Annotated in this window: 10 protein-coding genes; 4 read left to right on the top strand and 6 right to left on the bottom strand. The window is 52.2% G+C overall.

Features of this window, described 5'->3' with window-relative positions; all coding sequences use genetic code 11:
* The first annotated feature begins 71 nt into the window (after positions 1-71).
* Complete coding sequence (locus tag JBO43_RS05655; RefSeq protein WP_331251884.1) at positions 72-2,300, top strand: sensor domain-containing phosphodiesterase; 2,229 nt, start codon at positions 72-74, stop codon at positions 2,298-2,300.
* 38 nt (positions 2,301-2,338) lie between these two features.
* Here the strand turns inward: JBO43_RS05655 and nupC are convergent, their stop codons facing one another.
* On the bottom strand, positions 2,339-3,526 hold the full coding sequence (gene nupC, locus JBO43_RS05650; protein ID WP_010433166.1) for a nucleoside permease NupC: 1,188 nt from the start codon (positions 3,524-3,526) through the stop codon (positions 2,339-2,341).
* A 350-nt stretch (positions 3,527-3,876) separates the two neighbouring features.
* Between nupC and JBO43_RS05645 the strand changes: the two genes are divergently transcribed.
* Positions 3,877-5,115, top strand: coding sequence for an Nramp family divalent metal transporter (locus tag JBO43_RS05645; protein ID WP_095282813.1), 1,239 nt, complete (start codon positions 3,877-3,879; stop codon positions 5,113-5,115).
* A 45-nt stretch (positions 5,116-5,160) separates the two neighbouring features.
* Here JBO43_RS05645 and ypeC read toward each other — a convergent pair whose 3' ends face one another.
* Entirely contained in the window at positions 5,161-5,505 is a 345-nt protein-coding gene (gene ypeC, locus JBO43_RS05640; RefSeq protein WP_095282812.1) for a DUF2502 domain-containing protein YpeC, read from the bottom strand.
* Between the two features lie 126 nt (positions 5,506-5,631).
* On the bottom strand, positions 5,632-6,630 hold the full coding sequence (gene mgrA, locus JBO43_RS05635) for an L-glyceraldehyde 3-phosphate reductase (protein ID WP_202673874.1): 999 nt from the start codon (positions 6,628-6,630) through the stop codon (positions 5,632-5,634).
* A gap of 184 nt (positions 6,631-6,814) precedes the next feature.
* Between mgrA and ipdC the strand changes: the two genes are divergently transcribed.
* Positions 6,815-8,473, top strand: a complete 1,659-nt coding sequence (ipdC, locus tag JBO43_RS05630; RefSeq protein WP_202673873.1) for an indolepyruvate decarboxylase — start codon at positions 6,815-6,817, stop codon at positions 8,471-8,473.
* Here the strand turns inward: ipdC and JBO43_RS05625 are convergent, their stop codons facing one another.
* The gene (locus tag JBO43_RS05625) at positions 8,474-9,709 is read right to left on the bottom strand and encodes an ion channel protein (protein ID WP_095282809.1); all 1,236 of its coding nucleotides are present in this window, start codon (positions 9,707-9,709) and stop codon (positions 8,474-8,476) included.
* Between the two features lie 205 nt (positions 9,710-9,914).
* On the opposite strand from JBO43_RS05625, the gene glk reads away from it, so the two are divergent.
* Entirely contained in the window at positions 9,915-10,880 is a 966-nt protein-coding gene (gene glk / locus JBO43_RS05620) for a glucokinase (protein WP_095282808.1), read from the top strand.
* 32 nt (positions 10,881-10,912) lie between these two features.
* Here glk and JBO43_RS05615 read toward each other — a convergent pair whose 3' ends face one another.
* Both JBO43_RS05615 and JBO43_RS05610 read right to left on the bottom strand, forming a co-directional pair.
* Entirely contained in the window at positions 10,913-11,650 is a 738-nt protein-coding gene (locus JBO43_RS05615) for a LytR/AlgR family response regulator transcription factor (RefSeq protein WP_202673872.1), read from the bottom strand.
* Positions 11,651-11,663: 13 nt separating this feature from the next.
* Entirely contained in the window at positions 11,664-13,361 is a 1,698-nt protein-coding gene (locus tag JBO43_RS05610; RefSeq protein WP_095282806.1) for a sensor histidine kinase, read from the bottom strand.
* Positions 13,362-13,632: the final 271 nt, after the last annotated feature.

Here is a 13,632-nt window from a genome sequence, read left to right as displayed (position 1 = left end):
CAAGAAAAGCATTCATTTAAAAACCGGGAACTTGATTCGCTCAATTAATAAACTTACCATTTCTTCAACCAATGATTCGACTGGGAAATAGCCCCTTGTTGCGAGCAAAAAGTTACCTTACAAATAATTTACGAATATTTATGCTGGCATTCATTTTATGTCTGCTGGCGGTGCCTTTCTCTCGTTTTATTTCCCCTCGCTCCATTCTTGACGGCCATTACGTCTATTTAGCCTGGCTTCCCTTAAGCGTGATGCTGGCAATGATGTTATTGTTTGGTCGCCGCGCGGTTCTTCCTGTTGTCTTGAGTTTTGCCTTAACCAATTTATATTACTTCCAGCTCACTCCTCTGCAGCACGCTGTTGTGCTTTTTTGCCAGACGTTTTCTGTCTTTGCGGTCTGCGCGATCCTTGGCTTCACGATGGGTAAGCGCTGGCGCTATGGGCTGCCGAACCGGCAGATCGGATTACGCATTTTCTGGCTGGGGTTTGTCATTCCCCTGGGTATAAAGTTGTCAATGTATCTGGCTGGATATTTCTTTGATTTTCCGCTTTCAATTTCTAACTTCTTTGGCGATGGCACCGCGATTTATAATATTGTTGATATTCAGAGCCTGATTTGTGCCAGCCTGATATTTACGATGATGTTCTATTATCCGTTAAGAATGATAATTAATCCGCGCTATGCCAGAACCTTCTGGTTACGCAGCGTTAAGCCCTATCTTATTCATAAACATTCCGTATTTACATTTGGCTGGCTAATATGTCTGACGCTGGGGTTAGTGGTTTTATGCTCCCCGATTGAGGCCAGTTTTATCGCCGGCTATCTGGTTCCGGTAATCTTTATCCTTTTCACGGTTGCTATAAGTCGCTTGAGCTACGCCCTTGTTTCTCTGAGCTGGGCGATTTCCGCTTTTCTGCTCCTGTCTTACAACAAAAATTTCCTCAACGGTGTACAGACGGGCTATGCGCTGGCGTTCGTCCTGTCGGTGCTGATTTCCTTTGCCATCTGCCTGATGTACATGTCGCGGATTTACCACCGCAGCGAATGGCTAAAGAAGGGCTGGCATGAAAGGGCATTGACCGACCCGCTCACGGGCCTCGCTAATATGCGGGCGCTGGAAGACTATTTGCTGCGGCACCCGGATGCCAAAATCTGCTGTCTGCGCATGGGGAATCTGGGCTTTCTCAGCCGCCATTACGGCATGTTGATGCGCATCCACTGCAAGCGCGCCATCACGTCGGCGGTGCAGCCTTTATTGCAGGCGAATGAAAAATTCTTCCAGCTGCCGGGCAGCGAATTGATTTTAGTACTCTCAGGGCCAGATACCGGTGAGCGTTTACAGCACATCGTCGATCGGTTGAACAGCCGTAAAATCTACTGGAACAATACCGGGCTGGACATCGAATTTGGGGCGTCCTGGGGAGAGCTGGAAGGGCATGATGGCGAAAACCTTCACCACACGCTGGGGCAACTGAGCTGGCTTTCTGAGCAATCTTGCGTGACGCACAGAGTGCTGGCGCTGACCAACAGCATTGAGACGGTCGCGGGGCAAACAACCGATCGGGTATTAATGCTCAGCCGTGTAAAACGGGCCCTTGATGAGGGAGGCGTGCGTTTATATGCTCAACCAATTCAGAACGCAGCAGGTGAGGGCTACCATGAAATTTTAACCCGTCTGGAGAGCGATGGTGAAATCATTACCCCGGATCGGTTCATCCCTCTGATTGCACAGTTTAACCTCAGCCACCGTTTCGATCTGTGTGTACTCGAGAACCTGCTTAAGTGGCTCCGCGATCACCCCACGACGAATTGCGGAGCCCGTTTCTCCGTCAATTTGATGCCGATGACGCTCAATCAAAAAGAGGTGGCCGCTGAAATTGTGGGACTGTTTAAACGCTACGCGGTTGTCCCTCAGGCGGTCATCATTGAAGTCACTGAAGAACAGGCTTTTTCAGATTCAGAGTCCAGTATTCAGAATATCCAGCAGCTGCGTGAGTATGGTTTCAAAATTGCGATCGATGATTTTGGTACGGGATACGCCAACTATGAGCGGCTTAAACGACTGCAGGCTGACATCATTAAAATCGATGGTTGCTTCGTGAAAGATATCTGTACGGACAGCATGGATGCGACGATCGTGAAGTCGATTTGTAGTCTGGCGAAGACTAAATCGTTGTGTGTGGTGGCGGAATTTGTCGAAACGCCTGAGCAGCGACAGATGTTACTGGATATCGGCGTGGATTATTTGCAGGGTTATTTGCTGGGAAAACCTCAGCCGCTTGACGAACTGCAGGCGTAAAAAAACCGGGGGCGCAAACCCCCGGTTTTTTATTTGGATTACAGTACCAGCGCAGCGATAGACGCGGACAGTACGCTCACCAGAGTAGAACCGTAAACCAGTTTCAGGCCGAAGCGAGAAACCACGTTGCCTTGTTCTTCGTTCAGACCTTTAATCGCACCGGCGATGATACCGATGGAAGAGAAGTTAGCGAAGGAAACCAGGAACACAGACAGAATGCCTTCTGCGCGCGGAGAAAGCGTGCTGGCAATTTTCTGCAGATCCATCATTGCAACGAATTCGTTGGAAACCAGTTTGGTGGCCATGATGCTGCCCACTTGCAGCGCTTCGTGAGCAGGAACACCCATCACCCAGGCAATTGGATAGAAGATGTAGCCCAGGATGCCCTGGAAGGAGATACCCAGCACCGCAGCGAACAGTGCGTTCAGCGCAGCGATCAGGGCGATGAAGCCGATCAGCATCGCAGCAACGATGATCGCCACTTTGAAGCCTGCCAGAATGTATTCACCCAGCATTTCGAAGAAGCTCTGGCCTTCGTGCAGGTTAGACATCTGAATGTTTTCTTCGCTGGCGTCAACACGGTAAGGGTTGATCAGCGACAGAACGATAAAGGTGCTGAACATGTTCAGAACCAGTGCGGCGACCACGTATTTTGGTTCCAGCATTGTCATGTATGCGCCCACGATAGACATGGAAACAGTAGACATTGCGGTAGCCGCCATGGTGTACATGCGGTTACGGGACATTTTGCCGAGGATATCTTTATACGCGATAAAGTTCTCAGACTGACCCAAAATCAGGGAGCTGACTGCGTTGAAAGATTCCAGTTTACCCATGCCGTTCACTTTGGATAACAGGAAACCGATCGCGCGAATCACAACCGGCAGAACGCGGATGTGCTGCAGGATACCAATCAGCGCAGAGATAAAGACGATTGGGCAAAGCACTTTCAGGAAGAAGAATGCCAGGCCTTGATCGTTCATGCTGCCGAAGACAAAGTTCGTCCCTTCGTTAGCAAATCCGAGCAGTTTTTCGAACATTTCGGAGAAGCCTTTCACGAAGCCCAGGCCTACGTTGGAGTTCAGGAAGAACCACGCAAGTAAAACTTCAATGACGAGCAGCTGTACAACATAACGAATACGAATGTTTTTGCGGTCTGTGCTGACCAGCAATGCAAGTGCAGTAACGACAACAAGTGCCAGGACAAAATGAAGGACGCGGTCCATATTTGCTCCAAATATGAGGCAGGTTTAATTTCCGTGCACATTCTATGTAACAAGCACAAAGAAAACGAGATCAAGACCACACTATAGTTACATCCTGTGACGAGTCTCAAAAATAGTGATCAACCATACACTTCTGTTATGTTATGTAAATGAGTGAAAAGTTACGTTTGTGTGCTACGCTTCACAAATGACTGTCGATTTCATCTCCTGTGAGATCGTTTCATTGCACCCGCCCCAGCTATCGTTCTTTGCTATCAGAGAAATCACTATAAACATCTTAAATGATCTTGATAATCATTCTCATTTTGATAGCATGAAACATAGCAAAGGCTATATTTCCAGAGGCAGAAATGACTAACAGTCGCGTAGAGGGTAGCAGTGGCAGAGCAGCGCGCAAGCTGAGGTTTGCATTAATGGGACCTGCGTTCATTGCCGCCATCGGCTATATCGATCCGGGCAATTTTGCGACCAACATTCAGGCCGGGGCCAGCTTTGGCTATAAATTACTGTGGGTCGTGGTGTGGGCCAATTTCATGGCGATGCTCATTCAGGTGCTGTCTGCAAAGCTCGGCATTGCGACAGGGAAAAATCTCGCAGAACAGATTCGCGATCACTATCCGCGTCCGGTGGTTTGGTTTTATTGGGTGCAGGCAGAGATCATTGCGATGGCGACCGACCTGGCGGAGTTTATCGGCGCGGCCATCGGCTTCAAGCTGATCCTGGGCGTGTCGCTCCTGCAAGGCGCCGTGCTGACCGGGATTGCCACTTTCCTGATTTTGATGCTGCAACGGCGCGGGCAAAAGCCTCTTGAGCTGGTGATTGGCGGTCTGCTGCTGTTTGTCGCGGCGGCTTACATTGTCGAGCTGATTTTCTCTCAACCGAATCTGGTGCAGCTCAGTAAAGGAATGATTATCCCAAGCTTGCCGACGTCGGAAGCGGTATTCCTGGCGGCTGGTGTGCTGGGTGCGACCATCATGCCGCACGTCATTTATCTTCACTCTTCCCTGACGCAGCACGCCCATGAAGGTTCGCGCCAGGAGCGTTATTCGGCCACCAAATGGGATGTCGGGATCGCCATGACCATCGCCGGGTTCGTTAATCTGGCGATGATGGCGACGGCGGCGGCTGCGTTCCACTTTAACGGTCACACGGGGATTGCCGATCTCGATCAGGCTTACCTGACGCTGGAACCTCTTCTGAGCCACGCGGCGGCAACCATTTTTGGCCTGAGTCTGGTGGCGGCAGGGTTGTCGTCAACGGTCGTCGGGACGCTGGCAGGGCAGGTGGTCATGCAGGGATTCGTGCGTTTCCACATTCCTCTGTGGGTGCGCCGCTCCGTCACGATGCTGCCTTCGTTTATTGTCATTCTGATGGGACTGGATCCGACGCGCATTCTGGTGATGAGCCAGGTTTTATTGAGCTTTGGTATCGCGCTGGCGTTGGTTCCACTGCTGATCTTTACCAGCAATAAAACCCTGATGGGCGATTTGGTGAACACTACGCTGGTCAGACGCATCGGGTGGATTATCGTGGTGCTGGTGGTGGCGTTGAACCTATGGCTGTTGATCGGGACGGCGCTGGGTCTTTAAGAGCCCATGCATGAAAAAAGGAGCCATTTGGCTCCTTTTTGTATTTTAGTGGCGATGACCGCCGTGTCCGTGGCCGCGTCCATGACCGTGTGGTCCGCGACGATCGTCCCGGTCACTCCAGCCTTCACGGTAGCCACGCTCGTACGCTTTGCGATTATCCCAGCCACGATGGCGGCCATTATCATGCCTCCACCAGCGGTCTTTTCGCCATTCATAGTTGCGGTGCCAGTAATCACGGTCGCGCCAGCCACCGCCGTCCCAGTAGTTACCATAATTGTCACGATCGCCAATTTGTAATTTTACTGATGGCAACAGGGTGATTTCGCCAGCATTAGCGATCAGCGGGGCTGAAGCCAAGAGTACTGCTGCAAGAATCAGTGACCTGAACATTGTTCTTCTCCTTCACGATCGGGGCCTTAGACGGCCTGTTAACGCAATATTACGGGGCCGTAAAGCCCCGTTTAATCGCCTCAACTCCTAATTCGTCAAGGTGAGCACGTTTTGCTAAAAGTGCATTTATTTTGTCCGATTCAGGATCGCGTCAATGGCACTCAGCTCATCGGCGCTGAAATGAAGGTTAGTTAACGTACCCACGGCGTCTTCAATTTGTGCGGTCTTACTGGCACCAATTAGCACCGTAGTGACCGCGTCATGGCGCAATACCCACGCCAGCGCCATCTGTGAGAGCTTTTGACCGCGACCTTCAGCCAGCGCGTTTAGCGCGCGCACCTGACTGATTTTATCCTCTGTTATCTGATCTGGATTGAGGAAGCGGCTCCCGCTGGCTGCGCGAGAATCCGCCGGAATTCCGTTCAGATAACGGTCGGTCAGTTGGCCCCCGGCCAGCGGAGAGAACGGAATACAGCCGACGCCTTTCTCCTGCAAAACAGACAGCAACCCTTGCTCCGGCGCACGTTCAAACATGGAATATTTAGGCTGATGGATAAGACACGGCGTACCCAAATCTTCCAGGATCTCAATCGCCTGGCGCGCCAGCTCGGCCGGGTAATTCGACAACCCGACGTACAGGGCTTTCCCCTGACGCACCACGTGGTCGAGCGCTTTCATTGTCTCGCGCAGCGGCGTTTCCGGGTCCGGGCGGTGATGATAGAAGATATCAACGTATTCCAGTCCCATACGTTTGAGACTTTGATCGAGGCTTGAGATCAGGTATTTACGCGAACCCCAGTCGCCATAGGGACCCTCCCACATGGTATAGCCCGCTTTGGTCGAGATAATCAGTTCATCGCGATAGGGCTGAAAATCTTCCCGGAAAATACGGCCAAAATTACTTTCCGCCGAGCCTGGAGGCGGACCATAGTTGTTGGCCAGATCGAAATGGGTAATCCCCAGTTCAAATGCCCGCTGTAAAAGTTGGCGACTGGTGTCAATGAGCGTGGTATCACCAAAGTTGTGCCATAAACCCAGTGAAATGGCGGGCAGCTTTAAACCACTCTGGCCACAACGACGATACTGCATTGACTGATAACGCATTTTATCCGCCTGAAAAACCATTGCTTAACCCCTCTGACCTGAAATATTCCAGCAGTGTATACGTTTACACCGTGGCGCTGTAAATCAGATTACACCGCCATTTTTCGTAAAGCATTCTTTCCAGAGCCATCTTGTCGCCGTTTCTGGACAGCCATCACGCTTCTTTAATACTCAAGGTGAGGTCAACGTCAGAAGGACACCTGCTATGCGAACCCCATACTGCGTCGCTGATTATCTGCTTGAACGACTAAAACACTGTGGCGCTGAACATTTGTTCGGCGTGCCGGGCGACTATAATTTGCAGTTTCTCGACCATGTTATCGACAGTCCCGACATTCGCTGGGTGGGCTGTGCAAACGAACTGAACGCGGCCTATGCTGCTGATGGATATGCCCGCTGCAAGGGCTTTTCCGCGCTGTTGACGACCTTTGGGGTCGGGGAGTTAAGCGCAATGAACGGCATCGCTGGCAGCTTTGCAGAGTACGTTCCAGTGCTGCATATCGTCGGGGCGCCGGGGAGTGCCGCTCAACAGAAAGGCGAGCTTTTGCACCACACGCTGGGAGACGGTGAGTTTCATCATTTTTACCGCATGAGTGAACCCGTGACGGTGGCACAGGCTATTCTCACCGAACAAAATGCCTGCTATGAAATCGATAGGGTGTTGTCGGTCATGCTGCGAGAGCGGCGTCCGGGGTATTTGATGTTACCCGCAGATGTGGCAAAAAAACCGGCAATACCGCCTGTAAACGCTCTCACAGAACGTACATCTCACGCCGACAGCGCTTGCCTGAAAGCGTTTCGCGATGCCGCGGAATCACGCCTCGTTACCAGCAAACGTACCGCGCTTTTGGCTGATTTTTTGGTTCTGCGTTATGGGTTGAAAGATCAATTGCAGAAATGGGTTAATGATTCACCGATGGCTCATGCGACGATGCTGATGGGCAAAGGAATCTTTGATGAGCGCCAGCCCGGTTTTTACGGCACCTACAGCGGCGCGGCCAGCGCAGAGCAAGTCAGAGAAGCCATAGAAGAGGCGGATACTGTCATTTGTGTCGGCACGCGTTTCACCGATACGCTCACCGCCGGTTTTACGCATAAACTCCCTGCTGGAAAAACGATTGAAGTCCAGCCACACGCGACGCGAGTTGGGGACCGCTGGTTCACCGGGGTACCGATGGCTAAAGCCGTCGATATTCTCTCTTCGCTATGTCAGCAGCATCTCGTGAGCCAGACAACTCCGGCCCGGCAGGCACCACTTACTCATCAGCATCACGATGAAACCCTCACCCAGGATAATTTCTGGCATACCCTGCAACCCTTTATCCGCCCCGGCGATATCATTCTTGCCGATCAGGGAACCTCCGCTTTTGGCGCAGCTGCATTGCGCCTGCCAACCGATGTGAACTTTATCGTTCAGCCGCTGTGGGGTTCAATTGGTTTCACCCTGGCGGCGGCATTTGGTGCGCAAACCGCCTGTCCTGAGCGACGGGTGATTGTCCTGACAGGCGACGGAGCAGCGCAGCTAACGATACAGGAAATGGGGTCGATGCTGCGGGATAAACAGCATCCGGTGATTCTGGTGCTGAATAACGAAGGTTACACGGTTGAGCGGGCGATTCATGGGCCGAAGCAGCGCTACAATGACATCGCCCTGTGGAACTGGACGCAAATCCCGCAGGCGCTGAGCCAGAATAATCAGGCACAGTGCTGGCGGGTGAGCGAAACGGTGCAGCTCGCAGAGGTTCTGGAGAAAGTCGCGCACAGCGAAAAGCTGTCGTTGATTGAGGTTATGCTGCCCAAAGAGGACATCCCTCCGCTGTTGAGCGCCATCACCCAGGCGCTGGAAGCGCGAAATAACGCCTGACTATTTCTTTGGTCGCCAGGCCATCAGCATCGGTTTGCCCGCCAGCAGGAGCCAGGCGGGCAACATCACAATACACAGCAACGGCAGCAGATTAGTATCCGGGACCACCACCACGGCCATAAACAGGCTCAGCCAAGCATCACGCGTCACCACCAGTACCAGTCCCAGAATTGAACAAGAAACGGTAATGGCCGCTGGGACTGCATCGACGTGTTCATGCAACATCAGGCCCAGCGCCACGGCAATGAACACCGCCGGGAAGATACGCCCGCCACGAAAACCGCACGCCGCTGCCACCACTACGGCAGCCAGTTTCACTACCGCGAACATGAAATAGTCCGACACGCTAAAGACCTGACTAAACGACATCTGCTGCATCTCATCCAGGCCTTTGAAGAGGGTGATTGGCCCGCCAATGGCGCCCAAAATACCGAGCAAAAATCCGCCGACGCCCAGAATCAATACCGGGTGTTTTAGCTTATGAATCAACAGGTGCAGGCGCGGTAAGCACCATACAGCAACCATACCGAGTGCAATGGCGATAGCGGCGACAATGGCTCCGCTGAAAATATCCGCCAGCTGCATGTGTCCATAGTGCGGGATGGGCAGCGAAAAATGCGGCTGGAAGAACAGGCTGGTGGTCAGCGCACCGGCAGCCGCTGCCATCAGCGGGGCGAACAACCGATCCCACAGCGGAACGTCGTTATCGGAACTGAGCGTTTGAGAAAAGATCAGCGCGGCGGCGACGGGCGTGCCAAACAACGCGCCAATCGTGCCTGCCGACGCCAGAATGGTCCAGTCGAGTGCACCCACTCGTGGTAAAACGCGCGCCCCGAGATACACCGCGAGGGCAATATTCACCGCCATAATCGGATGTTCTGGCCCGAGGCTCACACCGCCCGCCAGGCCAATTACCAGAGCCAGAATCAGCCCCGGAAGGGCCGCCGGGTTAACGGGGGCGCCAATCAGTGGCTCAAGTGCAGGGTCGGGGCCTGCGTGACCTGGACTAAAGCGAATCACCAGACCCACCGCAATACCCGTTAGCGTTAACATCAGGATAATCCAGACCGGAGAGGCCGCATCGATACCGAATTGTCCAGGAAGAGAGGTCCATAATAACGTTTGCAGCACCGAGGCGACTTTCATCACCACGATTAACACCAGGCTTGACGCAATACCGATGATTAGCGCAGGCGTCGCTAACAGCAGCATGGTTCGGGCGCGCGGATGAAGCATGATGATTTCCTTGTACAAAAATAGTAAGCGTGGTTTTGCACAATCAGTTTGACGGCAATAGTGCAAAAGCTGCTGAAACGGTAAAGTTATTCTGTGACGTAGATCGATTATCCTGGGCCACACGCATTCGGGTCGTTGTTGTTATCCCGCCTTAAACTTACAGTGTCCCAAAGATTTATTCTGACTTTAGCGGAGCAGTAGAAGAATGACAAAGTATGCTTTAGTAGGCGATGTGGGCGGCACCAACGCCCGACTGGCGCTATGTGATATTAATACCGGTGAAATCTCTCAGGCAAAAGCTTACTCAGGGCTGGATTATCCAAGCCTTGAGGCGGTAGTGCGCGTCTATCTGGATGAGCATAAGGTCAGCGTAGAGGATGGTTGCATCGCCATTGCCTGTCCGATAACCGGCGACTGGGTGGCGATGACCAACCACACCTGGGCATTTTCGATTGCCGAAATGAAAAAGAACCTCGGTTTCGCGCATCTGGAAATTATTAACGACTTCACGGCGGTATCGATGGCGATCCCGATGCTCAAACCGGAACATCTGATTCAGTTTGGCGGGGATAAACCGGTCGAGGGCAAACCGATTGCCGTTTACGGTGCAGGCACTGGGCTCGGGGTTTCACATCTGGTTCACGTGGATAAACGTTGGGTCAGTCTGCCGGGCGAAGGCGGTCACGTTGATTTCGCACCGAACAGCGAAGAAGAGGGCATTATTCTGCAGGAGCTTCGCGCCGAACTGGGGCACGTTTCGGCAGAGCGCGTGCTGTCCGGTCCTGGGCTGGTCTATTTGTATCGCGCGATTGTGAAATCAGACGGTCGCCTGCCTGAAAACCTGCAACCGAAAGACGTCACCGAGCGCGCGCTGGCGGATAGCTGCACCGACTGCCGTCGCGCCCTGTCGCTGTTCTGCGTGATCATGGGACGTTTTGGCGGCAACCTGGCGTTGAATTTAGGCACCTTTGGCGGCGTTTATATCGCCGGCGGAATTGTGCCGCGATTCCTTGAATTCTTCAAAGCATCCGGTTTCCGTGGTGGTTTTGAAGACAAAGGACGCTTCAAATCCTACGTGCAGGATATTCCGGTTTACCTGATCGTGCATGACAATCCTGGCCTGCTCGGGGCTGGCGCACATCTGCGCCAAACCCTGGGACAATATCTCTGATTCCACACCGCCCTCTTCATCCGAAGAGGGCATTAGAAATGCATCAACTGCCTGAACTCTTTCACTTTGCTGCGACTCACCGGCACCTGAAACTCCAGATCCTTCAGCCGTAAAATATAGGTGTTGTTAAACCACGGCTCGATTTCGCGGATCTTATTCAGATTGACGCAAAACGAGCGGTGGCAGCGGAAGAAGTGAGACGCCGGAAGCTTGGCGCAAAACTCGGTAATATTCATCGGCATCACAAACGAATCGCGACGGGTATAGACAAACGTCATTTTCTCGTGCGCTTCGGCATAATAAATATCGTCCATCTTTGTCACGATAATCCGCTCATCTTTGATGAGATTCAGGGTGTCATTCTCGCGCGTGGCAGTGGGCGCAGGCGCGACTGCCGGGCTGTTTTGCTGTCGGAAGGCCAGTTCCAGCTTCTGCAACATACTGATGATGCGCGATTCCTGATAAGGTTTCAGAATGTAGTCGAAGGCTTCCAGTTCAAAAGCTTCAGCAGCGTGTTCTTTCCATGCGGTGACAAACACAATAAACGGCTTGTGGGCGAACTGGTTGATGTTTTGCGCCAGCAACACACCGTCCAGCGACGGGATATTGATATCCAGAAAAATGGCATCGACCCGGTTATGCTGCAAAAATTTCAGCACATCCAGCCCGTCTTCAAACGTGCCCACAATCTCCATCTCGCTGTGCTCTTTAATCAGCCAGCTTAATTCCTGTTGGGCGAGGATCTCATCTTCCACAATGATGACTTTCATGCGTCACTCCGACTCAAGGCAACAACAGCGTCTGCGTATGAACGGGCAGCCGTTCATTGGGGACATAAAAAGCGATTTCAGTGCCAGGCTCCAGGCGGCGGATATGCAGCCCTTCGCCATATAGCAATTTTACGCGGTGGTGGACATTCAGCAGGCCGATTTTATTGCCTGGCATCTCGTTTGATTCCACCCGTGAAATCACGCTGGGATCGATGCCATTCCCGGTGTCCCGTACTGCCACCCGCACGCGATTCCCACACTCTGCCACGCTGATGGTCACCACGCCTTTGCCCTTGCACGGCTGGATGCCGTGGACGATAGCGTTCTCGACCAGCGGCTGGATCAACAGACTCGGGATCACACAGTGAACCTCTTCATCGATATCATAAATAACTGTGAGCTTATCGCCGAAGCGCGCCTGCTCAATCGCAATGTAATCTTTAATCTGATACAGCTCTTTTTTGATGTCGATCTGCTCGTCGTCCTTCAATTCAATGTTGTAGCGCAGATAGCGCGACAGATTAAAAATCAGCTGGCGAGCGGTGTCTGGATTCATGCGAATCGACGATGAAATAGCGTTCAGAGCGTTAAACAGGAAATGGGGATTGATCTTACTTTGCAGGGCGCGCAGTTCTGCCTTATTTGCCATCTCACGCAATTGCTCAGCGCGGGAAACCTCCAGTTGAGTTGAGATGATTTGCGACAATCCAATGGCCATCTCCTGCAGCGAAGAGGTTATCTGGTGTGCGTGACAATAATAGATTTTCAGGGTGCCTGTAACGATGCCTTTCTCCCACAGCGGGATCACCAGCATCGAGTGGATCTCGGGCGTACGATAGGCCTCATCATTGTTTTTGATGATGATTTTACCGTAATTAATGGCCTGGCGAGTCGTTGGGCTGACGGTATCATCATTGTCGCGATAATTATGTTCGCCCACGCCGACATACGCCAGCACGTGGTCGATGTTGGTGATGGCAACTGCATCGGCGTGAATATCGCGACGAATAATATCGCAAACCTGGCGCAGGGATTCGGCGTTCACATGGCGGAACAGCGGCAGGGTTTTATTGGCAATATCTAGAGCCAGCTTCGCCTGACGCGCGGCGCTGGCCTCTTTTTCACCCTCAACGCTTTGCACCAGCAGCACGATAAAGCCGATACAGACGCTGCCGAGGATCATCGGAATACCGATTTTGGATACGATATCCAGCCCAAGCTCAATGCTTGGCGCCCAGGCCACCACAAGAATCATGGTCAGCGTTTCGCACACCATTCCGGCGGCGATACCCGCTCTCCAGTGCTGTTTTTTTGGAATTTTACGGTTAATCCAGCCGGACAAAATACCCGCGATAATACTGGTGATGAAACAGGGGATCGCCGTAACGCCACCGATATCAATCAAGTAGCGATGTGTCCCGGCAATAATCCCGGTGATAATGCCCACCCACGGACCGAACAAAATACCGCCAGACATCACTGCGATAATACGCACGTTGACCAGCGAGCCTTCAACGTGCACGCCGGACCAGGTGCTGAACAGGGCAAACAACGAGAAGATGGCAGTGACGGCCAGAAGTTCTTTTGGCGAGTGTGCGGATTTATGCAGAAGTTCGCGAAAGAGCCGGATGCGGATCAGGAAGAACAGACAAATCAGCATTAATGCCGCACGATCAAAGACCGCCAGCAGCATATTGAATATTTCGTGCACGAGTAAACCTGGGAAAACGGGAAAAATCTATGATAGGAAACCTGGCGCACAATGACCAGACATCTGGCTTAATTATCAAATGAGGAAAAACCACTCCCTTCAAAGGGGATTGATTTTTGATGACCTTAATACCGACTATTTAGCCTTTATGCTCTCTTTGGGTGTTACTTCATTGATATCGCGGCGTTAAAAAAATGGCGTCATATAAATGTTCTGAAGAGATGACTTCCGCTTTTCATCCCAGCACGCTTCCGGTTTTAGCGGGATAAAT

This window comes from Lelliottia jeotgali (genome assembly GCF_016771845.1).
Taxonomy (GTDB): Bacteria; Pseudomonadota; Gammaproteobacteria; order Enterobacterales; family Enterobacteriaceae; genus Enterobacter; species Enterobacter jeotgali.
Note: the sequence above shows the minus strand (reverse complement) of the source record. Positions and strands in the feature narration are given on the sequence as shown.

Bases quoted from the DNA above. Each gene is read 5' to 3' on its own strand.
- nupC (WP_010433166.1), bottom strand. From the start codon at position 3,526: ATGGACCGCGTCCTTCATTTTGTCCTGGCACTTGTTGTCGTTACTGCA.
- glk (WP_095282808.1), top strand. From the start codon at position 9,915: ATGACAAAGTATGCTTTAGTAGGCGATGTGGGCGGCACCAACGCCCGA.
- ipdC (WP_202673873.1), top strand. From the start codon at position 6,815: ATGCGAACCCCATACTGCGTCGCTGATTATCTGCTTGAACGACTAAAA.
- ypeC (WP_095282812.1), bottom strand. From the start codon at position 5,505: ATGTTCAGGTCACTGATTCTTGCAGCAGTACTCTTGGCTTCAGCCCCG.
- JBO43_RS05615 (WP_202673872.1), bottom strand. From the start codon at position 11,650: ATGAAAGTCATCATTGTGGAAGATGAGATCCTCGCCCAACAGGAATTA.
- JBO43_RS05655 (WP_331251884.1), top strand. From the start codon at position 72: ATGATTCGACTGGGAAATAGCCCCTTGTTGCGAGCAAAAAGTTACCTT.
- JBO43_RS05625 (WP_095282809.1), bottom strand. From the start codon at position 9,709: ATGCTTCATCCGCGCGCCCGAACCATGCTGCTGTTAGCGACGCCTGCG.
- JBO43_RS05645 (WP_095282813.1), top strand. From the start codon at position 3,877: ATGACTAACAGTCGCGTAGAGGGTAGCAGTGGCAGAGCAGCGCGCAAG.
- mgrA (WP_202673874.1), bottom strand. From the start codon at position 6,630: ATGGTTTTTCAGGCGGATAAAATGCGTTATCAGTCAATGCAGTATCGT.